The following is a 23,009-nucleotide window of genomic DNA, read 5'->3' on the forward strand; positions in this document are numbered from 1 at the left end:
CGTGCTGGATTTCGAGCATGAGGACGAGGTTCTCGCCCGCGCCAATGCCACCGAATTCGGGCTGGCCGGCGGTGTCTTCACCGCCGACCTCGCCCGCGCCCACCGCGTCGTGGATCGGCTGGAGGCGGGTACGCTGTGGATCAATACCTATAATCTGGCACCGGTGGAAATCCCCTTCGGCGGCTCCAAACAATCCGGTTTTGGCCGGGAGAATTCTGCGGCGGCGCTGGAACATTATACCGAACTGAAGACGGTTTATGTCGGCCTGGGACCAGTGCAAACGCCTTATTGACCTCGAACGCGGTGGGAAGCAGCGGCGCTCCCAATCGTGACCATCGTGCCGCCAATGAAAAGGGAACTGACATGAACAAACTTCTGGCATCCACCGCATTGACGCTGGGTCTGCTCGCCAGCGCTTCGTTCACACAGGCTGCGGAATGCGGAAACCTGACGATCGCCAGCATGTCCTGGCAGAGCGCCGAGGTCCTGTCCAACCTCGACAAGGTAATCCTTGAGGAAGGGTATGGATGTCAGGCCGAAATCACGGTCGGCGACGCCGTGCCGACGATGACGTCGATGTCGGAGAAGGCTCAGCCGGACATCGCACCCGAGGCCTGGGTGGACCTTCTTCCGGAGGTAATCAAGCACGGAGAAGAAGCTGGAAATATCGAAAAGGTTGGCTCTCCCCTACCCGAAGGCGGTATCCAGGGCTGGTGGATTCCCCAATACCTTGCCGACAAGCATCCGGACATCAAGACGATTGCGGACGCCCTGAAGCATCCGGAGCTATTCCCCGACGCGGAAGATTCGAGCAAGGGCGCTGTCATCAACGGTCCTCAGGGCTGGGGTGGTACGATCGTTACCGCCAATCTGTTCAAGGCCTATGAGGCGGAAAAGGCCGGCTTCAAACTGGTCGACAGCGGCTCCGCGGCCGGGTTGGACGGCGCGATCGCGAAGGCCTATGAGCGCAAACAGGGTTTCCTCAGCTACTATTGGTCGCCGACGTCGCTCCTTGGCAAGTACAATCTGGTGAAGCTTGAACATGGCGTCTCCTACGACGCCGCTGAATGGAAACGTTGCAATACTGTCGCCGACTGCGCCGACCCCAAGGAAAATGACTGGCCGCGCGACGCCATCGTCACGCTGGTCGCAAAGCCCTTCGCAGAGCGGGCCGGGCCGGAGGTCATGGACTACCTCAAGAAGCGCTCGTGGTCGAACGACACCGTCAACAAGCTCATGGCGTGGATGACCGACAACCAGGCCACAGGCGAGGACGGGGCCAAGCACTTCCTCAAGGAAAACGAGGACCTGTGGATCAAATGGGTCTCGTCCGAGGCGGCTGAAAAGATCAAGGCCTCCCTGTGACATCTGCGCGGCGCCGTGGGATCGGTGCCGCGTCCGTTACAGATTTGTCAAATGACCGCAGCTCGCAAGACCATCGCCGGCCACTAATTGAAGAGGCGGCAATCCCATTCGGAAGAAGTCTGTCGCCGAATGGACGAAGTTCGTGGCAGCGGCCTCTTATATACATTCCCTGAACACCTCGACAACGCGATCGGCGACAAGCCTGACGCGCCGGGAGCGCCGGACATCAGGATGCATGACCAGGAAGAGTGGTCGGACCAATGGCGGGTTTACCGAGGCGCATGGTACAAGCTGCGGATGATATCGTGCCAGAAATTCCGGCAGCAAAGCGACGCCGAAACCGCCAAGCGCGGCGTGCAGCATGGTCGCCATGTCGTTCGAATGCAGGCTAAACTGTCCACTCGATGCCTCGGTATCGAGCCATTGCTTTTGCGGCAGGCCGGGCATGCTGTCATCGAAACCGATATAGATCCGTTCTGCCTCCGGCCGGGTTGTTTCCGACGCCAGCCCGAAAAGACCATAAGCCACTTCGCCGAGCGATTGCACGACGAGATCGGGTTCAGAGGGGCGGCCGAGACGGATGGCGATGTCTGCTTCGGCGCGGATCAGATCAGCTTCACGGCGTTCACCGATCAGATCCAGCCGCAGACCAGGATGATCAGAACGCAATCCGGCGAGACCTGGCAATACCAAATGCGCAAGCATGACCGGCGGCGCGGAGATGCGGACAACGCCGGTCAAGGCATCGATCCCCGCCGCGGCCCTGCGCAGCCCCAATACCTCCTGCTCTACCGCCTCGGCGCGACCAAGCAACACCTGTCCTTCGTCGGTCAAGGTCCATCCGCGCGCGAGACGGTCAAAGAGCCGCACGGCAAGGGCGGCTTCCAGCTGACCCGCGCGTCTGGACACGGTGGAGTGCTCCACACCCAACTGGCGTGAGGCGGCAGACAGGCTGCCGGTGCGGGACAGCGCCAGAAAATAACGGACGTCGTCCCACGACAACTCTGATGCAATCTGATTATTTTTACCCATATCCTGCCAATTTATACCATCTATCGATTTATTTTTATCGACTTATCTTTCTTGCGACAATTCAAACATGGAACATGGCCATGAAATCCGTAGGGATATTTCACAGTCTCCCGATCAGCGACTCAATGGCGCTGGTCGAGCGCGACATTCCCGAACCGAAGCCTGGCGACATGGACCTTCTGGTTCGCGTCGAAGCCATTTCGGTCAATCCCGCAGATTATCGGGTACGCCAGCGCAAGGCGAATGACGGCGCATATCAGGTGCTCGGCTGGGACATTGCCGGCACGGTGATCGAGGTAGGCCCGGGCGTTTCCGGTTTCTCCCGCGGCGACGCCGTTTTCTATGCCGGCGACCTGACCCGCCCCGGGGACAACAGCGAGCTGCATGTGGTCGACGAGAGAATTGTCGCCCGCCGTCCGGTAACGCTTTCAGCTGCCGCAGCCGCGGCCCTGCCTTTGACCGCCCTGACGGCGTGGGAGGCGCTGTTCGAGCGGCTGGGTCTGTCGATGGTCAGCGCGGGCCGCGCAAAAACTTTGTTGATCGTTGGCGGCGCGGGCGGCGTCGGTTCGGTAGCCATTCAGCTCGCGCGCCTCGTTCCCGGCCTCACAGTCATCGCCACCGCGTCCCGGCCTGAGTCTGTGGCGTGGTGCGAACGGCTCGGTGCCCACGCCGTCATTGATCACTTCGACGACATGGGCGCACAGATTGCGGCGCGGGGCTTGAACGCACCGGATCTCATTCTTCTCACCAATAGCCCGGACCGGCATTATTCATCGCTTGCCGAACTCATCGCTCCACAGGGCGTCATCTGTTCGATCGTGCCTTTCGACACTGCGCCCGACCTCAACCTCATCATGCGCAAAAGCGTGACCTTTGTTTGGGAGTTCATGTTCACACGGCCGATGTTCCAGACATCCGATATGGGAGAACAAGGCCGGATTCTGACCCTTGTTGCAGATCTGGTGGAGGCCGGGCAACTTGTTTCTACCGAAGCAGAGAACCTCGGGCTCATCAACGCCGAAAACCTGCGAACAGCCCATGCACGTCTGGAGCAGGGCCGCACCATCGGCAAGCTCGTGCTTGCCGGCTTTTAAACCTCACCTCTCCCGATATCAGAAAGAAGAGCACTGACATGGCCGTACCCTCAATCGTCCAGACCTTTCTTGGTCACATTTTCTCAGGCGCAATGGAGCCGGCCCTGGCTATGGTCGCGGCCAATGCCCGTTTCATCTCCACCAACCCCAAACCCAACCCGGGCACTCCGCTACATGGAACCTTTACCGGCGTCGACGGTGCGAAGGCATTCTTCGGCGGCTTCGTGGATCTTCTCGAACCCGGCGATTTTCAGGTCATCGCATCGTTCGGGGATGATGAACATGCTGCGTCATATGGCACGCTTCGTCACAAGGTTCGGCGGACCGGCAAGGATTTCGTGAGCGACTGGGCGCTGATTTGCCAGGTCCAGAACGACAAGATCGTCCTCTACCATTTCTATGAGGATACCGAGGCGCTGCTGAACGCAATGCGGTGACAGACACTGTCGCACCGCCGCTCGGGTGCATTCAAGGGCCGAGGTTGAATGCTGCGAAATGCACCAGGTTAGTGACGCCAGCGTAGTGCAGCACTGATGCGCGAAGAGGCCGCCATGTTCAGAAGCATCTGGGGCACACGAACGCCGAGATGACGCGGCGGTATCAACGACGGCGCGATCGGTTTCGAGTTGACCTGACGAAGGCCTCGGGGCTTTAGCTGGCTTCTTTGGCTGCTTGCGAGGTATTAACGGTCGCCGAAGCCTCATTTAGGCCATCCTTATTGCGTTGCAATATCCTGGATTCGGTTGAAAGAGCTTGTCATGGCGGGTACCGCAGCGATTTCGAGGATTGTCGGGATAGATCTCACCCGGTCGGTCGCCATCTTTTTTGCAATGCTCAGTCATGTCTGGGTCGTCACCGCAATGGATCACTTCTGGAGCAGCCTGTCTGCAGATTTATTGCGCGCGCTGATGGCGCTGGCGACGCCGATCTTCATCCTGCTTTTCGGCACGATGCTCGAAATCATCTATCGGCCCAAATTTGTCCCGGGTGAGCAGGGGCTGGTTGCCATGCGGCTGTTTTCGCGTGCCATACAATGCTGGCTGCTATACTGCCTGTCGGTCGTAGCGCTGTATCTGGTCCCAGACGGATATTCGCTGAAATTCTCGATCGCGACTATGATGCTTCTGGGAGTTACACCATTCACCGACATTCTGAAATTCTATGCCGTCGTTCTTTTCCTTGCCCCAATCCTATTGCTGTTGCGCAACAGAACCGGCCTGCTGCCGCTTCTCTTCGCCGCGGTCGCAGTCCATGCAGCCCACCCGATCCTTCGGGGATTGCCGAGCCCTATCGATTTTCAGATGAGCATGTACGCGGAAAGGGTAGCGACTTTTTTGTTTGGTATTGGCAACGCTAAGCTCGGCGGCCCGTCGATCCTTCACGGACTTAGCCTGATCATCGGAGGAATGGCGTTCGGGAGGCTCATCGCAGGTGACCGAGCTGCTCGATCTGAAACAACGGGCAGTATTCGCAAAAGAGCCTCGTTTCTGTTGGTCGCCTCAACTCTGGCATTAGCACTCGGTGTTCTTTTAAGCCGTGACAGTTCGTTGGCCGAGCTTGGCGACATGTCTCTGCGAATGGATAGCGACCCGCTTTATTTTGCTGCCGGCCTTTGCGGCGCGATTGCCCTTACCTCCTTGGCCGTGCTCGCCACTCAGGGATTGTCTGACGAGGGAAAGAAGAAGCTGGAAAAGCTCGTGTTTTTCGGACGTACCAGCCTGTTCACCTTCGCATTCGGCAACATGATCCTGTACGCTTGGCCCGATACGCCGGACACCCTTGGATCGGCCATTCTTCACGCTGTACTGATGAGCGTAGTCATTATCGGGCTAAGTTACCTGTTCGACCGGGAAATGCGTCGCGGCGGGCCACTGGCCACGGTTGTTGGATTGCTTCAGTCGAAGATCACGTCATTTGTCAAGATGCTGATAGCTTTGAGTATCCGCAGAGCGGAACAGACCTGATTTCTTAGAAAATGCCGCGGGGCTGTTGATTATCGCACGAATTTGACCCACTTTTTCATTCCGGAGCGATCCGCACCGCCAAAAGAGGCTTCCAGTCAACACCTGGATGAGATCAGGTGCTACAACGCGAAATGGAAACTTGTCGCAAATTCTGCCGAAACATCAACACAACTAAACTCCCAGCGAAGATCGAAGGCTACCTCCGGGTAAGGTTTCCTGCAACCAGTTCGGCAGTTGCAGGAAACCCGTGGAGTTTCACTTCGCGATATGCGATCTCTTCCGGATTGCGGGGCGGCTGACCAGTTCATCAGCAGCAATTATGCTCTTTTGGCTGCCCGCTACACGTGGGCTGCGACTACGCTGTGTTGGACATACAGCCTGGAAAAAACCGACCGGCTGCGCTGTTCAAGTGCACGACACAAGAGGATATGACCATGGCAACATCCCGACGACCGTCCAATCCCAAAGACGCAGCCGAGGCGCTGTTCAAACCGGCAACGAAGGTCGCAGCGCCGGCCGTTGAACGGCCTGCAATCCCTAACACCAGGGAGCTTGTATCATTGAAGATCGACAGCGATGTCCTCGCGCATTTTCAGGCAGACGGTCCTGGCTGGCAAGAGCGCATCAACGATACCTTGCGAGCCGCAATGAATGTGTCCAATGAAAGCTCTTGACGGGATCAGAACTGGCGCCCCGCTTTTTGGCCACGCGATAACAACGATTTGACGATTTCGCGCTCACGTAATCTCGCCTCCGTCCAAACATCATTCGTTCAGACGATCAACCAAGCGCTTCATGAGATCCATTCGTTCATGAAGAATCGCCACGATGAGGGCGGGCGCATCCTCTCGAGGCAGGCAAAAGACGTAGTGATATTGGCATCGCGCCATTCGTAACGCCGGATAAAGCACACTCATATCCTTGAAAGAACCTTTGCCCTCGGCAAGGGTTGCGATACCTTGCTCCAAACCCGAGACGTAGCGGCGTACCTGGGCAGCACCCCATTGCGCACGTGTGTAGCGGATTACCGAACGTAGATCTGATTCCGCCTCTGCGGTAAAAATGTAGGCAGTCAAGCACGACCCTCGGCAATCTCCTCGTCGAGGATCTCACCTACGGTTTTGGTCGACAGTTTTCCGGCGAGCCCTTCATTGACGCGCGTGTTCACCAAGGTTTTCAACTCCTCCCAGGCTCGTTCTGCGTCAGTGTCACCAGGGAAGAGGCGCTCGAGTGTATACTGTTTGATTGTCTTGCCCTGCAAAGCGGCCAGCGCCTTCAGGCTTTGATGTTGTTGGTCCGTTATGTCAATCGTCAATCGGCTCATGTGACGCACTCCCAAACTAAGAAAACCCACATTAACACATATGTTGGTATGTGACCACCGCCGCTACCTCGGATCCGATATCGTGCGCGTTGCAGTTGACTGGACTCGAACCTGCGGCATGCAGTTCGCTCTAGCTAAACTATTGAAAAAAATAATTTCACGGGTAACGAGCGCACTCAAATGAGTAGACGCCTCAAAAGAGGAATACCGTCAATATATTCAGGCTCAAAAGCCGAAGAATCCATGCAGTTTCATTGCATCACATTAAAGCCCGATAGGGATAGAGGAAAACGGCGGCGTTCAGCATCGGACGTATTTTCCCGACTCGTCGTAACTAGGTGATCCGCGCTGACCAAACGCATTCCACATGAGATCAAATAAAGGCCTAAGGGTATTCTCTGGAACATCCGCTGCGCCTCTCGCATCAATATTGAGTTCGGGCAGCATGATCCGGTCAGAACGATACGGATAATTGATGCTGCCCCGCCACTCATCAATCGGGGCCGAAACTCCACGAATACCAATGAGGCTCACGAAAATCGTGTATGGCGCGGGGATCGACCGCCGTTTGTATTCTCCCAGGATCTGCCGAATACCGGAGGCTATCCCTTGCTCCACACCGGTCAGATAAATGTTGCGTTGACCGTCCTTCCCGCCGACATTCAACTTTGCAACGGCCTCCGCGATACCATTGCGAAAAAGCGTCGAAAATGCGCGGACGGTACCAGATTGCTCCTCCGGCCCCGAGTAAGCGACGAGACCGTCGAGCGAGTACATTGGATTTGCGCCGCTAGCGCCGAGAGGCCACGGCCACATCGTTCCACCACGTTCATCAAACGAGAGTGAAATGCTCTCTGTGAATGAGGCTCGTGGCACGACTTGCATGACCAGCCGAGTCTCTCCATCGGCGCCAACCGCCAGAGGTCCCTCGTTGTTGGTCAGGATTTCCAGCCGTTCTGTTCTAAAGCGTCTGATCCTCTCTTCGACCTCGGATGCAAATAGAAACGCTCGCCGCAACTCTTCTACTGACATCGGATGCTTTCCGTTTTCGTCGCGGATGAAAAAGCGATAGTCCTTGGCGACGGTTACTCGATGGGGGGCACTCCAGCTCCGCGCCATCTTGATGACCAGAACGCCGCGTTCACCCTCGATAGCAATCCATTTCACCCGAAATTCGAGGATTGGCGGTTCGAACGACGTTCGAATGGTATCGGAAACCGCTCGAACCAAGCCATCAGGATCTGGCGTCGCAACGCCGCTGACGTCTGATGCTATTCCGTTCCGCTCGTCGACTCCGATCACAAGATACCCGCCCACAGCGTTGGCCATGGCGGATACATCGGCAGCAAACTCTCGCCGGTCTTCGTCTTTGCGCCCATAATGATCGCGCTTGAATTCTAGTTGTCTGCCTTCAGGGATTCCCTCTTCAACAAGTGCTTGAAGATCGGAAAGTGCTATGTCGTCGAACTCTCTCGCAAACATCGACTCGCTCTCTAAATACTCCGAAGAGCGTGCAATATTTGTATCCACCCAACAAGAACCGGACGCTCAATTCACAGCCACAAGCAGTATTGCGACCGACATCCCAATCGACACCACCATCATCGGGGACAACACCAGCGAGATAGCGTTCAAACTGCTTCTTCGAGGAGAAGGCGGCCAGAGCACGAGTTGGAAGCTGAGACTATCGTCAAGGGAAAATCAGTCGGTTGTAGTCGGCGGTAGTCAGCGTGCATATGGGCGGATTGAGGATGCGAACTCCACGCCCCGTGAAATCGGAGACATTTCGCGTCACCACTACCAGCCTCGCTGGCCTGTGACCTGTTCAAAGCGTCTTCCGAAACAACAAAATAGGATGATGAATTCGGCGCATTCCTGCCACCCGCTCATTCGCCTGCTTGATGATCTGGCGTGCAGCGGAAGCGCTTTCTGGAACTAAGGGATTGAGAATCTTTCCATCCCATCCGATGATGAGCAGGTTTCCAGTGACTGTCGGTAAGCCATCCCCATACGTCGTCGCCAGCTCTGGCAATGCGGCAATTAGATTCGCTGGTAGATAATGGCGGCGCTTACGTCCCTCGGGTGAGACCCGTCCAAGACGCTCCAAACTGGAAATATGAACAGCCTCACCAAGGACCGGTTGATATCGATCACGACAAACAATCGTCTGTCTGAAACCGACCGAGATCTTTGCCTCTCGTCCAATTGCCCGTATGGCCTTGGGGAAGAGTCTATAGATGCCACGGCGTGACCGATGGGCGACCGCATCAATGGCGGTTGCGGTCAGTCGCTCAACGTCGATCCCTGTCGGCAAATTCAAGTCTGGGAAATGAAAATTTAATCGAGTGAGCAGCCAAGAATATGGCAGGTCATCGATACGAAGGCATTGTTCTGTCGAGTCAATATATCCGCCGCCTATGTCGCCATGGGAGCCGGGAAACCATACCTGCTCTACATTCGCAGCGACACTAGGTCTCGACAGGCCCCGCCAAAGGCTAGCTTCGAATGCAAGTCTGTGCTCGTCGATGGCGAGCGCATGGAGGTTCAGATTGGCTGATGCCGAGAGACTGACATCATGGAACTCGTACAGATCGCGGTTAAATCTCCAAAGCGCGCGGACGGGAATTCCAAGTGCGCCGACCGTGTCGAACACTGCGAGGCAGTCGACATTGACCTCTTTCAACGGCCGTAAATATGGTTGCAACAGGACAGCTGTGCCGGATCCACGGTTTCCCCTTCGCGCCCGGTAAAAATCCCAAATGGAAGCCTCGATGTTCGGAACGCAATGCTCGCGTTTCAACAAACCGATCGACGACAGCAAACCGACCAGAGATCGAGCGGTATAAGCTCCTCGCGAGAACCCTCCAATGATCAAACGGTCACCAGGCCTGTAGACATCGCAAAGATAGCGATAGGCGCGACGTATCCCCTCGTCCAAGCCAATGCCTATCGCCCCGCCAGATACACGTTGGAAGAATGAGGTCCCTACCCCGCGGTCGTAGTAGATCAAAACGTCTGAGGACGTATCTTCCGACCGCGACAGCACCCATTGCCGCAGTGTTTCTCGCAATCTAACGACACTTGTCGTCGGACCAGGCGCATCGGCATCGTTCCATGTGCCATCGAGTAAGATAAAGATTGTTCGCTGGCGCGGTAGGTCAACAGGCGCGGTAGTCACTTTTGCTGGTCCATCTGACGCACAGTTGCTGCGAGCCAAGGATCTCCCGGGGGTAAAAGCTCAATCTTGCTCTGAAGGCGAGCCACGAGATCCTTGTTCACTTCCGCGCATCGGTTCGAGGGAGCTCTTGAGCATTCCGACAGCGACGCCATGTAAACGTATTGGAGGGCGGTTATCGAGTTCGGCAGGTCTCGCGTGACGGCACCTGCTAATTCTGACGTGTCTGCACCTTGCTGCGCCCGCATTCGGAGTTGCAACAGCGATGCATCCGCTTTAACTGCTGCGGTTCCACCATCGCTTCTCTTCACCTGCGTGAAGAGTTGATCGGCACCGCGCCAGTCTCCGCGGAATGTTCGAATGAGACCCCCGACAAAATTGACGAGTTCATCATCGCCGCGCCCCAGATCAGGCGTAGCGAGCCAGCCCTCGATGGGATCCGGCGACTGTCGCCTTATCTTTATCCAGTTTTCATGAACTTCAAGCGCCTTGATTGGGTATTGCTCGACAGCGCCCAGGCGGCGGGACTCGGTTGTCGCTCGTTCGTAAATCGGCAGAGAATTCGGCTGCGAATAGGCGTCGATGAATTGATTAGGAACACGGATAAGTTTCAGACTGTAGCTCGATCGCGGCAGTCCAAGAGATAGCTGGTTCGTTCCGACTCCAATGCGCCACTGCTCAAAAAGCTCGCTGTCCTCGCGAAAGTACCGGTTCGGAAGTACAGTGATGACTGGACTGATGACGACCTCACCGGGAAACTCATAAATATTCCCCCACACAGCGATAGATGCCGTGTTCTCGGCCAAACGCGCAGCGCGCTCGGCGGACGCATCATCTGTGACAGGCGTCGTCGGTGGGTTCACGATGATCTCGGCATCTGGAAACACTTCCCCTCTGTCTCCCTGCTTCCGCAGCGTTCGGAAGATCTGCATATTGATTGCGACTGACGCAGCCTTCGCCCAGTAACCTCCATCCGGCAGTGTCGCGACAAGAACATGGACGTCAGCGCGAGCCGCGGAAACGGAGACAGCCAACGTTAAGAAAAGTGCGCAGATTCGGTTCATGGCAGCACCAGGTCCTTCAGCTTCTTATCGATCGCCTCAGAAACAACTTTCAAATCTCCTGTTAGCTGGCCGTCGTCCTTTAGTTGACGTGCAATCTCCCCCGCGCCCTCCAGTATCTTATAGACAGTCGCGGTACTGCACTTTCGCGCCTGGGCGTCCATTGCCAGCGCGTACGCCATGATCAGCCTATGACTATCGATCAACGCTTGGGAGTCGCTTTGTCCTTTGACCCCGGGATCGTTCGCGAGAGAAGGAAGATCAAGTCCTTCGGAGTAGATGCTCGAAAAGACCTTCATCGGCGGAGAGCTGTGAATGCTTCCGTGCAGCATCCCAAGCATCGATTTGGCATTTTCCCACCAAATCCGTCGGGCCGCCGAGCTTCCATATGTATCCTGGATTGGCTTATCGGATCCGGTGGGCAGGCTTTCCAGATCGATGATCTCACCTGAGATTAATCCGGCTTCAGAAAGCGCTCTTGGCAGCCGAGCGATCTCTTTGTTGATCGCGAAGCGGAGGTGTCCGAACTCTGCTTCATAGTCCGCGCTCGCGCCGCGCGAGTAATCCGTCCAAAAGATGATCTTTCGCTCCGCCGCCTGCACACATGCGGCTGAAGATCCCACCGCCGAAGCGAGCAAAAGACTGGTCACTAAAAGGCTGACCGACAAGACCGGTTTCATGAGCACCTCACCGCTTTCCTCCACATCCACCTAAGCGAGCTTCCGGTAGCGAATCTCAGTTCTCGAACACCCGAGACGCCTGGGATAGTGTAAAGCACTTCAGCTTTGATGACCTTCTCCTTGTCGACAAGCATGACGGTCGCGGCGGCATTGTCGCCCGAGAAGCGAGCCGTCGTCGCAAGGCCTTGATCACCGAACAATCCATCCAGGCGAAGCAAACCAGCCATATTGCCGGTGTTGGTTATGCTGAAGGTTGCCCGGTCACCCGAGCACTTGACATCCAAGACATCGATATTTGAACTGGGCGCGAATTGAAAAACAGAAATAATCGCTCCGACCACCCCGATGAAGACCGGAATAGTTGCGAAAACATCCTTCCATACCAAAACTTTTCTGCGCCAGTCCTGCAGATTTCCGCATTCAACGCAGTGCTCGGCCCCCGCAAACATTGGCGAACCGCAGGCTATGCATCGGGACGTTTTCAGCAGGTTCGAGTCCGGCTCAGTCAATCCCAGTCCTCAGCAATCCCATGAGTACAATCAGACCCACTCAAGTCGCTGAAGATAGCTTCGGGGAGCGCCTTCTTAAGGAATCGAAGGTGCCAGATCGATGGCTCGTCATTCCATCGCTCACGTCTCCAATACATCGCAAGGGCGCGTTCTGTACCTTTTCCGTAGATTCCATCGACGCGCTTCTCGTATACCCCTTCCCGCTTCAGGAATATCTGTACGGCTCGGGTCAGGTCTTTTGGTGCGCGATTGCACGCGTTCATAATATCAGCATGCGCGCTCGAAGACACGGCTAACGCAATTGCGAGGAAAAGCAGGCGAATTTTAAGCATCTCAATTAGCAGCCTCCCGAACGTCACACCAAGTGCGATCATGATCACTGAATGCGAAGTAAGAACATTAGGAGGCGCTGCTTTAAAAGCAGCAGCCCAAGCCCGACGTTCGATGGAATGCTTGCACGTTTGCGTTGAAGCGTCAATTTCACGGATAGCAACTACAACGAATTTTAGACCTGCGCAGCGAACGTCTGGTGCCATGTAAAAGGGCGAAACGCCGAACATCGTTTCCACCGCCGATCCAAATTCGATCGGCAGCCCGGAGAAATAGCTGATGTCGCTGGCTTAAAGGTGAAGCCGACGAGATCCAGAGACGCACTCCTTCTCCCGGCAAACTCATTCTTCGCCGCTCTCCACCTCACCCAAAAGCGGTTCATTCTGAGCAACCTGTCGGCTGAGCAACCCGGCGTCCTCGAGCGCCTCGATGTCCATGGCGATGACATTTGCGCCGGTGGCACGGACCTGCTCCAGAAGCTCCGTGTTCTGGCCGGGATAAAAGAACGAGATCAACGTCTGACCAGCGCGAAGATGTTCGACTTCACCAAGCTCCGGCGGCCGCACCCTCGCGATCACGTCAACAGACGCCCAAAGTTCGGCTGCCGACGACGCTACTTCGACGCCCGCCGTGCGATAGGCTTCATCGGGTATTCCTGCCCCCTAGCCTGGACCAGTTTCGACGAAACAACCAAACCCAATTTTTTTTCAAGTGAAGCGCGCTGTCCGGAGTCAATACGACCCGATCTTCAGCGACGACGTTCTCACGCGGTACGCCAATCCTCATTCTCAATCCGCCCTTGCTGGTAGAGTTCAGTCGGTCCGAAGAAAAATGCGCCGCTGGATCAGATAACGATGGTCGCCTCGGTCGACTTGCGAAGTTCCTGTTCCGTAACGCCATCAGCGAGCTCGACAAGACGAAGCCCTCCGTCCACGACGTCGAGAACCGCAAGATTCGAGATGATGCGGTCGACGACCGCCTCCCCGGTCAGCGGCAACGTGCAATCCTTCAGCACCTTGGATTCGCCCGCCTTGTTCGTGTGGTCCATTACGACGACCACGCGTCCCACGCCCGCGACGAGGTCCATCGCGCCGCCCATTCCCTTGACCAGCTTCCCTGGGATCATCCAGTTGGCGAGATCGCCTTTCTCGCTCACTTCCATGGCGCCGAGAATCGCCATCGCGATCTTGCCGCCCCGGATCATGCCGAAGCTCATCGCGCTATCGAAATATGCGGTCTCCGGCAGTTCGGTGATTGTTTGTTTTCCCGCATTTATGAGATCCGCATCTTCATCGCCTTCAAACGGAAATGGCCCCATTCCCAACATCCCGTTCTCGGACTGAAGAATCACGTTTACGCCCGCAGGGATGTAGTTGGGGACGAGGGTCGGAATGCCTATGCCGAGGTTGACGTAGGTTCCATCTTGAAGCTCTCGAGCAGCGCGCGCTGCCATTTGATCTCTGTCCCAGGCCATTCACGCCCCCTCCCGTTTGCGAACGGTCACTTTTTCGATACGTTTTTCGTGTCGTCCCGCGACGAGACGATGCACGTAGACGCCCGGAAGGTGAACCTGGTCAGGGTCGAGAGCGCCGACCGGAACGATCTCCTCGACCTCGGCAATGCAAATCTTTCCGCAGGTGGCCGCGGGCACGTTGAAGTTGCGTGCCGTCTTTCGGAATACGAGGTTGCCCGTGGTGTCGGCCTTCCATGCCTTGACGATGGAAAGATCCGCGACGATTCCAGTTTCCAAGATATAGGTACGGCCGGAAAAGTCTTTGTGCTCCTTGCCCTCAGCGATCACAGTACCGACGCCGGTTGGCGTGTAAAAGCCGGGAATTCCGGCGCCTCCGGCCCGCATCCGCTCGGCAAGGGTGCCTTGGGGGTTGAATTCGAGCTCCAGTTCTCCGCCGAGAAACTGCCGCATGAATTCAGCATTTTCTCCCACGTACGAAGAAATCATCTTCTTGACCTGACGCGTGCTCAACAGCATGCCGAGGCCAAAATCGTCGACGCCCGCATTGTTCGAGGCGACGGTAAGGTCCGCGACTCCGTGATCGCGGATCGCCGCGATGAGGAGTTCCGGTATCCCGCATACACCGAACCCGCCCGCGGCGATCGTCATGCCGTCGAAAAGCAGTCCTTCCAGCGCAGCTTCCACGCTTGGGTAAATCTTGTCCATGTCGTTGTCCGAGAATGGCGTGTCCGGACACATCGGCGCAATCGGACGACGGATCAGCCCCGTTACCCGGCGATGCTGCGGACGCAGATGCTCGGCCTTACGGCCGAGCGACGATGTTGCGGCAGTTCGTTCGAACTAGATTTTCTTGAGCGTTTCCTTGAGCCAATCGGCGGACGCCTGCCCAATTTTCTCGAGGTGATCCGCCTTGGTATAGAGGCTCATGTGGTCCACGCCGCCTACTGATACGAAGGACTTGTTCGGGTTCGGAATGGCATTGAACATTTCGATCTCGAGGTCGGCCGAAGTGATGTTGTCACCCTTCGCGATCGCGACCAGAACAGGCGTTTCATAGATCCGCTCGGCGTAGGGCTTCACCTGGTAACGAAGCAGCCACTCGACGGATTCGATCGTGGTCCAATGCTCGTGTAGAGGCGCCGACTTCTCCTTGATACCCATAAAGCCGGAGTAGATGTGCGGAAACGGCCAGGCAGTGAGTTCCTTGCTCGGATCCTCTTTCGGCGACTGCGCGATGATGCCGCTCGGCTTGCCTTCGTATCGGTTCTTCCGGTCCTGAGCGACAAGATGCAGGAGTTCCTCGAACCGCATTTCGCCGTGGCAACGACGAAGGGTTAGATACCCGTCAATGACCGGGACCGCGGAAATGACGAACGCAAGCCGCGGCTCGATCGCACCGGTGATGATTGCGTGACCGCCGGCGTAGGAGATGCCCATGAGGCCAATGCGCTTGTGATCGATGCCTTCCAGCGTCTCGGCGTAGGAGACGGCATTACGAATGTCCTCGATCTGCTCCCACGGGTTGAGATCCTGCCGGATATCGCCTTCGCTCTCGCCGAAATTACGGTAGTCGAAGGCGAGCGTAGCACAACCAATGTCGTGGAACTTCTTGGCATAGTTCGGAAGCACGATTTCTTTCGTGTAGCACCACCCCCCTGCCATCACCACGAGAGGCACATTGTCCTTACGGTCCGGGCGAGTCAGCACCCCCTTCAGGGTGTAGCCACTGCTTTTGAATTCTACCTTCTGTTCCACGCGATATCCTCCATTGGTCATATTCGATTGCGGGTCGGCCAACCGTCCGATCCGCGATTTGAAGCAACGTAGACGATGCTTCTGGCGATTGCGCGTTCCAGTCTGCCAATCACTACGCCGCAAAAGTCATCTTGTCGGCTGCGCGTGTGTCGCGCGCGAACCTGAAATCGAAAGAGCATTTCGTATCAATAGCTTCGCTAAACGCGGCTCGGTCGTGGATGTGTAACGGAGGGTCGTTCACCCGTCGTGAGACGAACGTCGACAGCGCCCAATCAAGGGACACATCGCAGCTGCAGCAAGGACGCTTAGGCGCTTGCCTTCACGGTCCGGGAGACCTTTTCCAGATCGAACTGTGAAGCCAGTATGCCGCGAGAAATCGCAACCGCTTTATCGAGAGCCACGTTCCGGAGGGATTTATCGCTGGGCCAATCGCACCAGATCTCGGCACTGTCCATCAGGCTCAGGACTGCGCGCGCCTTCTGACGAGAGTCTTCGTGGCCTAACGCTTCGCCGACAGCCTCGTAGAGCCGAATGAAAAGCTCTACGCGTTCGTTCATGTCGGCACGAAGATTGGCGGGAAGGAAACGGCCGACGCGGTCGGAGGCAACGATCATGTCCCACAATCGATTGTTGGGGTTCTCAAGCATCTGTCGGCAGTGGTTGCGGACCAGAGCATCCCACATCTCGTCATGACTGCGGACGCCTTCAACCGCCTTGAGCAAAGACTCGCCGTAATCGCGCGACTGCCACCGCAAGCAGTATTCCGTGATTTCTTCCCGGCCACCGGGGAAATGCGAATAAATGCTTGGCGCCTTTATTTTCAGTTCTGCTCCAATGGCGCGCATTGTAACCGCCGCGTATCCTCGCGCGGCAGCCAGCCTCATGAAAACGTTCAGGATAGCAAGCCGCTTGCTTCCAATGTCCGAAAAATCGAAGGCCGCCATGCTCGTGCGGAGTTCGTCGAGTATCGTTATGATTTTTTGAGACAACGCCACATTTCGCCCTTTCGATAAGGGACGATTACACTCTGCCAGCCTACGGGACAACCTTTGTGTTTCGATATCAGACTGATGCATACAGTCCCTCGATCTTGTGCGCCGGAGAATGCGCAATGTATCCACTGGGTGTCACACCCGTCACTCGCCGGAACATGGCCGAGAACGCCGCCGGTGTCTCGTAGCCAAGATCTCCAGCCACGAGCGTTACCGGCTCGCCCTGGTCCAGTCGCGAAGACGCTGCTGCCACTCGAACCTGTTGGCGCCACGCAAGAAACGACATCCCGAATTCCGACTGGAACCGGCGGGCGAGCGTTCGCTTCGAAGCTCCCACCAGTTGCGCCCACTCATCAAGGCCCCGCGGGCAACCGGGGTCCTCGAGTATGGCGCTGCATACCTTGCCGAGGCGACGGTCCTGGCATTGAGGAAGTTGCAGTTCCAACGGAAGCGAATGTTCGGCCTCTCGAAGGAGCACACCTAGCTCATCGAGGATAAGCGCGAGTATGCGGTTTTTCAGGTCGTAGGGGTCTTGATTTGTTGGCGACTCCAGACTGCGCAGGACGAGCTCTCTTAGCAGAGCGCTGACGGACACCAGCATGGGCTGTGCTGAAAAGGTGTGTGGTACGACATCCGGGGAAAAATAAACCGTTCTTAGCTCGACCGCCCCCCTCGCGCGCATCTGATGAACGACCGAAGGCGGGATCCAGACCGCCCGCTGAGGCGGAACAAGCCATAACTTATTCCCAACGACAACTTCCATCACCCCCACAATCGCGTAGATGAGTTGCCCACGCCTATGGCAATGGGGCTCGACGAGTTGCCCGTTGTGATAGTTTATTTCACGCACGGCGATGTATTTGACGGTATCCTTCGTATGCGGCATCACAGCTCCTCCTGTCGCCTCATGAAGTTTTTTTCCGTCGCCCTTTAGACGACGCGTTCGAGCCCTCCTCGGCTCTCGCCGGCGCCACTCGGCGCCGACCGATACTTTAATAGTGGTGTGCCGTAGTCTTCATTGCCTCCCGATCGAAGCAAAGACCGACGGGTTGCACCGCTTGAGCGAGAGTGCCCAGATTACTCCAATAGAGAATACCGCGAAGACGCACCCGAGCATAGCTTTCGAAGCTATCCCGGCATCGCCTGTCAACGCATCGAAATTAAGAATCGCGATGACATTGGCCGCACCGAGCAGCAGGGTCGCTAGAACGGGAAACACGATACCGTTCAAAGTCATGCCCGGCTCAGGATTTCTCAAAAAGTACCCCGCACAGGCCGCGCTCGTGAGCGCCATGGCGAAAAGGATGCCATAGGTTCCCATTCCTCCAAACCAGGCATACCCCGTCGCCGGAGGCAGCTCGCTCAGGATGAGCACCGCAAGGGTGGCAAGAATAGCGAGACTTGTCGCGACCGAAGAACGGCTGGGAGAATTGTGCTTGTCGTGCGCAACCCCGAGGAAGCGGGGCAGGACGCCATCTTTGCTCAATGAATAGACGTAGCGTACGATAACGTTCTGGATTGCAAGGTGAGCCGCGAACGCGCTTGTCAGCAGTAGAAGATTGACAACGTCGTTGTATGTCGGGCCAAGGATGCGCAGCGAGGTGTTAAGGAATGCGCGAGCCGGATCTGCCTCGGACAAGCTCTGTGCAGCGTCGATACCCATTGCCTGGATCATCATCCACGATGTCACGCTGTAAAAGACGCCGATGAACAACACCACCAGATACGTTGCGCGCGGGATTACCCGGTTCGGGTCGCCGATCTCTTCACGGTAGATCGCAGTCGCTTCGAAACCAATGAACAGGATCACGGTGAAAAGAATTCCGAGGCCGACGTTGCTGTTGGCATAAGCGGTCGGGCTGAAAGGCGCGAAATCAAGACCCGACAGTCCTAGATGAACCAGGACGGCAATGTTGTAGACCGCGACAGCTATCACCTCCAAGATAAGAAGGTAGCTCAGGATCTTGGCAGACAGTTCAATCCGGAAGTATGCGAAAAAGCCGACCGCGGCCCAAAAGAGAAGCGCGTAGACCCACCAGGGTTGAGCGACTGGAACAAACTGCTCCACGTAGTCTTTTGTGATCGTGCCCGCGAAAGCATAAAAACCGACCGCAATCGCGCCGTAGGAGAAGAGCATCAGGAACGACGCTCCCAATCCGATGGGACGCCCCAGCCCGGCGGTGATGTAGGCGTAGAAGGCGCCTGGATTGGGCACCTTCTTGCTAAGTGCAGCGTAACCAACAGAAAAAATCAGAATGATGAACATCGTGACGAGGAACGACAGTGGCGTTGCGATGCCACTGCCGAACCCGATGCTCAACGAGAGATAGCCAGCACTCGCCGCGAGCGGCGCAGCGTATGCGAGCGTCGCAAGTATAATGTCGAGAGTTCCAAGATTTCCCTGTATTCGTGACGTATCGACGTCCACGCCTGTTTGGATTGTTGTCATTCTAGTTCCCTTGTCTTATTTATAAGCGGCCCCTGATGTTTTAACGGCCGCGGCCCTTGCCTTTTTCCTCCGTAGTTCGGTCAGAAGAACTTGACCGGCAATGTGACATACGCGCGGGACCGGTCGGTAGTATCGTACTCGGGCATGCCGGCCATTTCGATGCGCTCCACGCGATCAGCGATAACCTTGAAGATCGTGTCGGCTTCAGCTCGGCTGATGACCTGACCCGCACATGCATGCGGACCGATGCCGAAGCTGAGGTTCTGGGCGGCCTCTACCGGCCTGTGGGGGTCAAGAATATTGGGATCCTGGAAAACCTCCGGATCGCGATTGGCGGCGTCCAGAATAAACCGGATACGCTCGCCTGCCTTGATCTTTACGCCGCGGATTTCGAGGTCCTCCGTTGGATAGCGGACAAACGAAAGTTCGGGAGGATTCAAGCGCAGCAGTTCGTTTTGAATGCCGCTGCGCAGATCCGGCCGCTCGCGATACAAACGGTAGAGGTCGGGATTGCGGGCGAAATACTCGATGCCGGAACTTACGAAGAAGGAAGGATTGTGACCACCCGATCCCCAGAAGAGCGAGATCGTCTGGATGATCTCCTCTTCGGTCATTTCTCCGACCCTTTCAGCCTCGATCAGAGCGTCTGCAAGTCCGTCGCCCGGATTTGCACGCTTATAGGAAAGAAGGTCGATCGAGCGCTCCCGGAGATACGCGAAAGCTTCGGCAGCGCGGATGTCGTCTTCTTTCGAGGCGACCGAACTCAGCGCGGCCATCGCCGCCAGCATCGCCTGATGAACTGGCGAGACGTTGTCCGTCGGCAGTTGAAGGGCGCTGCACATGGCGGCGTGTGTCGGAACAACCCCGAGTTCGAGATTAGCTTCAACTGTCTGACCTAGCTCGAGGCGATCCAACGCATCGTTCGCAGCTTTTTCCGCTGCCTCCACCCAAGTCTGCACGAGTTTTGGAGTGAACCATTTATTGGTTCGTCGGCGCAAATTCGTGTGAACTGGCGGATCGACCCCAAGGACTGTTTTCGACAGCGCCGTCCATGGCCCCTTGGGAACCCATTCCGGGTCGACGATAGCCATAATCGGCAGCTTGCCGTATTTCGTAATGTCGTCGTATCTCGTGACGACGTATGTCCCGTCGGCCATTTTATACACGGGCCGCTCCTGACGAACTCGGTCATACCAAGGGTACGGATTCCGTCTATAGTTTTCATCGCCCCACGGCAGATATTCATCGTGGACCACTGCCATCGCTTCCATGTGCTCATCCTTCATTCAACAATGTGTAGAGGCACGTTCCATACGTGCGTATTCCGGGGTCGCTACGATGCTGCGACGTCGATCATCTGGGAAACATCCAGAATCTTCTGGCGGCAGCGCCCCTTGAGCGCATTGGCGAGTTCCCACCTGTCGATCTTCCGCCAATCGTTGAACGCGACGGCTCTATCGCCGACCTGTTCAGCCCAGCTTGGACCGCTCTTTCCGCTCCCGATGGACAGCCCTCCGGCTTCTACAGCCTGAACGATAGCGTCCACCACGTCCTTTGCATCTCGCCGGTTTGCGGCAATCGCGCCCTTTCCTCCGGTGTTCAACCACCCCACTCTGAACACGTTCGGTCCGCACCATTCAGCGCCGGTCGAGGTCGGATTTTCAAAACCAATCGCAGAAACGATGGCATCCACCTGGAGTTCTACGCGATGGGAGGAAAATCTCTGCTCCATCGCAAGGAAGCTGGTGCCGTCCCTGTGCTGAACGTCCAAAGGACGAGCATTGAAATGAAAACGGATGTTCACTTCACCCGCATGCGGCGATCCAGAAGAGTACTGCGCCAAGCTTGAAAGGAGCATGCTTACCTGGCCGTCCTGATCGTCGCCGAGGCCGGTTGCGGCAACTCGTACATGCGGCAAGCCGACGATCTCCTTGAGCATCGAGAAGTCGAATTTCGCCGCCGCGGCGGGCGATCGGCCGATCACATCGATATGCGTTATCCGTTCCGTGCCGAGATGCTTCAGTCTGGCATCGGCGATGTCAGACCCGTCGAAATGCTCGTCACGCTTGGCAAGGAGACGTATGGCATCCATGGCGACGTTCCCGTTGCCAACGACAGCGACTCTGCTTCCGAGCTGGCGGGGCGACCCGCTTGAATCCTTCGGGCAGTCAAACAGCGGATGTCCGTTGAGCGCTTTGAGAAGCGATCCGGCGCCGATGATAGGACAGAGCTCGAGGTCGCCATCGATTTCAAGGCGACGATCGCTTGCGAGCCCCGTCGCGAGGATTACAACGTCGAACGCGCCGCGAAGATCCTCAAAAGATATGTCGGTGCCGACGGTAACATTGCCAACGAACCGCACGTCTTCCCGCTCGAACAGTCTATCAAACTGTTGGCTGACGGACTTGTTGCCCTGGTGATCCGGCGCGACGCCGTATCGTACAAGGCCGTATGGGACCGGCAGCGCTTCGAAGATCACGATCTCTGCTGTCGGCCACTTTTTCCTTAGAAACTGCGCGGCGTAGCAACCCGACGGGCCACTGCCGACCACAGCAATGCTTGGGCGTTTGGCGTCCATACTTCGCGTTCCCCTTTGGTTTTTTTACGAAGTAATATTGGTAATAAGCATACTAACGTTAGTTAGTATTTCGTCAAGTTGCGATTTCACATTTCTTTTACAATTGAAGGCCGCCTTGGCTGGCGGCCTTCTGTTCACCAGATGCGTCCCCAGGGACTGGAGGCCCCCAAGGCAGCCCCTCACCCGCGTCGAACAGTGGATTTCACTTCCGACATCCACATTCCCACGCCGATCGCGACACCCTGGATGACCAACTGCCACGACGTGGGAAGCCCGAGCATTTTCAGCGATTGATCCAACTGGATCAAAAATGCGGCTGCGACTGCGACTGACAGCATGTTTCCGATGCCCCCCGTCATTGCGACTCCCCCGAGGACTGCAGCCGCGATCGGTGCCATGAAGTACGGGTTGCCTACGTCCAACGTAGGATTGCCTATGAAGCCCGCGAGAAGCACCGCAGCGACGCCGTATAGCAAACTGGCGCCAACATAGGCTCCAGCTTGATAGAGTTTGACATTGATCCCGGTTATGAACGCGGCGTCCGGGTTGCAGCCTGCCGCCTCGAACCTGCGCCCCGTTACTGTTTTCGTGAAAAACAGCACGGCACCGATTACGATTATAACGGCAATCACCACCGCCGTTGGAACGCCGGCTATTCGGCCGTTTCCAAAAACAGCCAGACTGGGCGGCACGGGCGACTCCGCGCCCATGCTCTGTCGGTACCAGAGCGTCAGGCCGGTAATGATCGCGCCGGCAGCCAACGTGACGATCAACGCGTTCAGCCTCAGGAACGCTATCAACAGGCCGTTGATGGTCCCTACCAGCACGGCTGCCAAAAGCGCGGCCGCTATCGCAATCCAAAGTCGTTCGTCGCTGCCACCTGAAACGCCGATAAGCACTGAGCTTGAAAGTGCAATGATGGCCGGAACGGACAAGTCGATTCCACGAGCCATTATGACCGTGGCTTGTCCGATTGCGGCAATCGCCAGAAAGGCGGCGAAAGGAGACACCGCGAGGAGCGTCGTGGCGTTCAGGCTCCTGGGAAGGAATATCGCGTCGGCCACAAGCAAGACCCCCAACGCGATCCAGATGGCGAGAAAACGCCCTTCAAGTTTGGCGAAAACAGACCGAGCGGGCCTGCTTTCCAGCTTTGGAGATGTCGACGCGCCCGTGCCAGGGACCGCACCCACTGCAATTTCATACAGTCGCTTGGAGTTCTGGATCATG

Annotated in this window: 25 protein-coding genes and 1 pseudogene; 7 read left to right on the plus strand and 19 right to left on the minus strand. The window is 56.6% G+C overall.

Features of this window, described 5'->3' with window-relative positions:
- Together O3S81_RS25160 and O3S81_RS25165 are read left to right on the plus strand one after the other, a co-directional pair.
- On the plus strand, positions 1-292 hold a 292-nt coding region (locus O3S81_RS25160; protein ID WP_269347551.1), incomplete at its 5' end, for an aldehyde dehydrogenase family protein.
- A 71-nt stretch (positions 293-363) separates the two neighbouring features.
- Positions 364-1,365 carry an ABC transporter substrate-binding protein gene (locus O3S81_RS25165; RefSeq protein WP_269347552.1) on the plus strand — a complete coding sequence of 334 codons (1,002 nt, stop codon included), beginning with the start codon at positions 364-366 and terminating at the stop codon, positions 1,363-1,365.
- Positions 1,366-1,521: 156 nt separating this feature from the next.
- On the opposite strand, the gene O3S81_RS25170 is transcribed toward O3S81_RS25165, so the two are convergent.
- Positions 1,522-2,397, minus strand: coding sequence for a LysR family transcriptional regulator (locus tag O3S81_RS25170; protein ID WP_269347553.1), 876 nt, complete (start codon positions 2,395-2,397; stop codon positions 1,522-1,524).
- Positions 2,398-2,477: 80 nt separating this feature from the next.
- Between O3S81_RS25170 and O3S81_RS25175 the strand changes: the two genes are divergently transcribed.
- The 5 genes and pseudogenes from O3S81_RS25175 to O3S81_RS25195 all read left to right on the plus strand — a co-directional run bounded on the left by O3S81_RS25175 (position 2,478) and on the right by O3S81_RS25195 (position 6,129).
- The gene (locus tag O3S81_RS25175) at positions 2,478-3,491 is read left to right on the plus strand and encodes a zinc-binding alcohol dehydrogenase family protein (protein WP_269347602.1); all 1,014 of its coding nucleotides are present in this window, start codon (positions 2,478-2,480) and stop codon (positions 3,489-3,491) included.
- Between the two features lie 38 nt (positions 3,492-3,529).
- Positions 3,530-3,928, plus strand: a complete 399-nt coding sequence (locus tag O3S81_RS25180; RefSeq protein WP_269347554.1) for a nuclear transport factor 2 family protein — start codon at positions 3,530-3,532, stop codon at positions 3,926-3,928.
- 110 nt (positions 3,929-4,038) lie between these two features.
- Positions 4,039-4,146, plus strand: a pseudogene (locus O3S81_RS25185) (integrase); the annotation flags it as partial.
- 103 nt (positions 4,147-4,249) lie between these two features.
- Positions 4,250-5,455: a hypothetical protein gene (locus tag O3S81_RS25190; RefSeq protein WP_269347555.1), complete on the plus strand. Its 1,206-nt coding sequence runs from the start codon at positions 4,250-4,252 to the stop codon at positions 5,453-5,455.
- 434 nt (positions 5,456-5,889) lie between these two features.
- Positions 5,890-6,129 (plus strand): BrnA antitoxin family protein, encoded by a 240-nt coding sequence (locus O3S81_RS25195; RefSeq protein ID WP_269347556.1) that lies wholly within the window; start codon positions 5,890-5,892, stop codon positions 6,127-6,129.
- A 90-nt stretch (positions 6,130-6,219) separates the two neighbouring features.
- Here O3S81_RS25195 and O3S81_RS25200 read toward each other — a convergent pair whose 3' ends face one another.
- From O3S81_RS25200 to O3S81_RS25285, 18 genes are all read right to left on the minus strand, one after another.
- Positions 6,220-6,531, minus strand: coding sequence for a type II toxin-antitoxin system RelE/ParE family toxin (locus tag O3S81_RS25200; RefSeq protein ID WP_269347557.1), 312 nt, complete (start codon positions 6,529-6,531; stop codon positions 6,220-6,222).
- A complete protein-coding gene (locus O3S81_RS25205; protein ID WP_269347558.1) occupies positions 6,528-6,779 on the minus strand; it encodes an antitoxin in 252 nt (83 codons plus the stop codon). The genes O3S81_RS25200 and O3S81_RS25205 overlap by 4 nt, the downstream gene beginning before the upstream one ends.
- A gap of 300 nt (positions 6,780-7,079) precedes the next feature.
- Positions 7,080-8,309, minus strand: coding sequence for an AlbA family DNA-binding domain-containing protein (locus O3S81_RS25210; RefSeq protein ID WP_269347559.1), 1,230 nt, complete (start codon positions 8,307-8,309; stop codon positions 7,080-7,082).
- Between the two features lie 295 nt (positions 8,310-8,604).
- On the minus strand, positions 8,605-9,996 hold the full coding sequence (locus O3S81_RS25215) for a DUF2235 domain-containing protein (protein ID WP_269347560.1): 1,392 nt from the start codon (positions 9,994-9,996) through the stop codon (positions 8,605-8,607).
- Positions 9,954-11,018, minus strand: a complete 1,065-nt coding sequence (locus O3S81_RS25220) for a hypothetical protein (protein WP_269347561.1) — start codon at positions 11,016-11,018, stop codon at positions 9,954-9,956. The genes O3S81_RS25215 and O3S81_RS25220 overlap by 43 nt, the downstream gene beginning before the upstream one ends.
- Positions 11,015-11,725, minus strand: a complete 711-nt coding sequence (locus O3S81_RS25225) for a hypothetical protein (RefSeq protein ID WP_269347562.1) — start codon at positions 11,723-11,725, stop codon at positions 11,015-11,017. The genes O3S81_RS25220 and O3S81_RS25225 overlap by 4 nt, the downstream gene beginning before the upstream one ends.
- Positions 11,692-12,204 (minus strand): hypothetical protein, encoded by a 513-nt coding sequence (locus O3S81_RS25230; protein ID WP_269347563.1) that lies wholly within the window; start codon positions 12,202-12,204, stop codon positions 11,692-11,694. Before O3S81_RS25230 ends, O3S81_RS25225 begins: the two co-directional genes overlap by 34 nt.
- Positions 12,201-12,764, minus strand: coding sequence for a peptidoglycan-binding domain-containing protein (locus tag O3S81_RS25235; protein WP_269347564.1), 564 nt, complete (start codon positions 12,762-12,764; stop codon positions 12,201-12,203). Before O3S81_RS25235 ends, O3S81_RS25230 begins: the two co-directional genes overlap by 4 nt.
- A 111-nt stretch (positions 12,765-12,875) precedes the next feature.
- Positions 12,876-13,187 carry a hypothetical protein gene (locus O3S81_RS25240; protein ID WP_269347603.1) on the minus strand — a complete coding sequence of 104 codons (312 nt, stop codon included), beginning with the start codon at positions 13,185-13,187 and terminating at the stop codon, positions 12,876-12,878.
- Positions 13,188-13,378: 191 nt separating this feature from the next.
- Positions 13,379-14,008 (minus strand): 3-oxoacid CoA-transferase subunit B, encoded by a 630-nt coding sequence (locus O3S81_RS25245; RefSeq protein ID WP_269347565.1) that lies wholly within the window; start codon positions 14,006-14,008, stop codon positions 13,379-13,381.
- Positions 14,009-14,713, minus strand: coding sequence for a CoA transferase subunit A (locus O3S81_RS25250; protein WP_269347566.1), 705 nt, complete (start codon positions 14,711-14,713; stop codon positions 14,009-14,011).
- 135 nt (positions 14,714-14,848) lie between these two features.
- Positions 14,849-15,763, minus strand: coding sequence for an alpha/beta hydrolase (locus O3S81_RS25255; RefSeq protein WP_269347567.1), 915 nt, complete (start codon positions 15,761-15,763; stop codon positions 14,849-14,851).
- Positions 15,764-16,068: 305 nt separating this feature from the next.
- Entirely contained in the window at positions 16,069-16,752 is a 684-nt protein-coding gene (locus tag O3S81_RS25260) for a TetR/AcrR family transcriptional regulator (protein ID WP_269347568.1), read from the minus strand.
- A gap of 73 nt (positions 16,753-16,825) precedes the next feature.
- Positions 16,826-17,641: an AraC family transcriptional regulator gene (locus tag O3S81_RS25265; RefSeq protein ID WP_269347569.1), complete on the minus strand. Its 816-nt coding sequence runs from the start codon at positions 17,639-17,641 to the stop codon at positions 16,826-16,828.
- Between the two features lie 129 nt (positions 17,642-17,770).
- A complete protein-coding gene (locus O3S81_RS25270) occupies positions 17,771-19,204 on the minus strand; it encodes an APC family permease (RefSeq protein ID WP_269347570.1) in 1,434 nt (477 codons plus the stop codon).
- An 80-nt stretch (positions 19,205-19,284) separates the two neighbouring features.
- Positions 19,285-20,475, minus strand: a complete 1,191-nt coding sequence (locus tag O3S81_RS25275; protein ID WP_269347571.1) for a cytochrome P450 — start codon at positions 20,473-20,475, stop codon at positions 19,285-19,287.
- Between the two features lie 62 nt (positions 20,476-20,537).
- The gene (locus tag O3S81_RS25280) at positions 20,538-21,782 is read right to left on the minus strand and encodes an FAD-dependent oxidoreductase (RefSeq protein WP_269347572.1); all 1,245 of its coding nucleotides are present in this window, start codon (positions 21,780-21,782) and stop codon (positions 20,538-20,540) included.
- A 179-nt stretch (positions 21,783-21,961) separates the two neighbouring features.
- Positions 21,962-23,008 carry an ABC transporter permease gene (locus tag O3S81_RS25285; protein ID WP_269347573.1) on the minus strand — a complete coding sequence of 349 codons (1,047 nt, stop codon included), beginning with the start codon at positions 23,006-23,008 and terminating at the stop codon, positions 21,962-21,964.
- Position 23,009: the final 1 nt, after the last annotated feature.

The sequence above is a fragment of the Agrobacterium sp. SOY23 genome, from assembly GCF_027212525.1.
GTDB lineage: Bacteria > Pseudomonadota > Alphaproteobacteria > Rhizobiales > Rhizobiaceae > Agrobacterium > Agrobacterium tumefaciens_I.

Bases quoted from the DNA above. Each gene is read 5' to 3' on its own strand.
- O3S81_RS25170 (WP_269347553.1), bottom strand. From the start codon at position 2,397: ATGGGTAAAAATAATCAGATTGCATCAGAGTTGTCGTGGGACGACGTC.
- O3S81_RS25235 (WP_269347564.1), bottom strand. From the start codon at position 12,764: ATGTTCGGCGTTTCGCCCTTTTACATGGCACCAGACGTTCGCTGCGCA.
- O3S81_RS25280 (WP_269347572.1), bottom strand. From the start codon at position 21,782: ATGGACGCCAAACGCCCAAGCATTGCTGTGGTCGGCAGTGGCCCGTCG.
- O3S81_RS25205 (WP_269347558.1), bottom strand. From the start codon at position 6,779: ATGAGCCGATTGACGATTGACATAACGGACCAACAACATCAAAGCCTG.
- O3S81_RS25275 (WP_269347571.1), bottom strand. From the start codon at position 20,475: ATGGAAGCGATGGCAGTGGTCCACGATGAATATCTGCCGTGGGGCGAT.
- O3S81_RS25190 (WP_269347555.1), top strand. From the start codon at position 4,250: ATGGCGGGTACCGCAGCGATTTCGAGGATTGTCGGGATAGATCTCACC.
- O3S81_RS25220 (WP_269347561.1), bottom strand. From the start codon at position 11,018: ATGAACCGAATCTGCGCACTTTTCTTAACGTTGGCTGTCTCCGTTTCC.
- O3S81_RS25180 (WP_269347554.1), top strand. From the start codon at position 3,530: ATGGCCGTACCCTCAATCGTCCAGACCTTTCTTGGTCACATTTTCTCA.
- O3S81_RS25270 (WP_269347570.1), bottom strand. From the start codon at position 19,204: ATGACAACAATCCAAACAGGCGTGGACGTCGATACGTCACGAATACAG.
- O3S81_RS25195 (WP_269347556.1), top strand. From the start codon at position 5,890: ATGGCAACATCCCGACGACCGTCCAATCCCAAAGACGCAGCCGAGGCG.
- O3S81_RS25175 (WP_269347602.1), top strand. From the start codon at position 2,478: ATGAAATCCGTAGGGATATTTCACAGTCTCCCGATCAGCGACTCAATG.
- O3S81_RS25245 (WP_269347565.1), bottom strand. From the start codon at position 14,008: ATGGCCTGGGACAGAGATCAAATGGCAGCGCGCGCTGCTCGAGAGCTT.
- O3S81_RS25250 (WP_269347566.1), bottom strand. From the start codon at position 14,713: ATGGACAAGATTTACCCAAGCGTGGAAGCTGCGCTGGAAGGACTGCTT.
- O3S81_RS25285 (WP_269347573.1), bottom strand. From the start codon at position 23,008: ATGATCCAGAACTCCAAGCGACTGTATGAAATTGCAGTGGGTGCGGTC.
- O3S81_RS25265 (WP_269347569.1), bottom strand. From the start codon at position 17,641: ATGCCGCATACGAAGGATACCGTCAAATACATCGCCGTGCGTGAAATA.
- O3S81_RS25165 (WP_269347552.1), top strand. From the start codon at position 364: ATGAACAAACTTCTGGCATCCACCGCATTGACGCTGGGTCTGCTCGCC.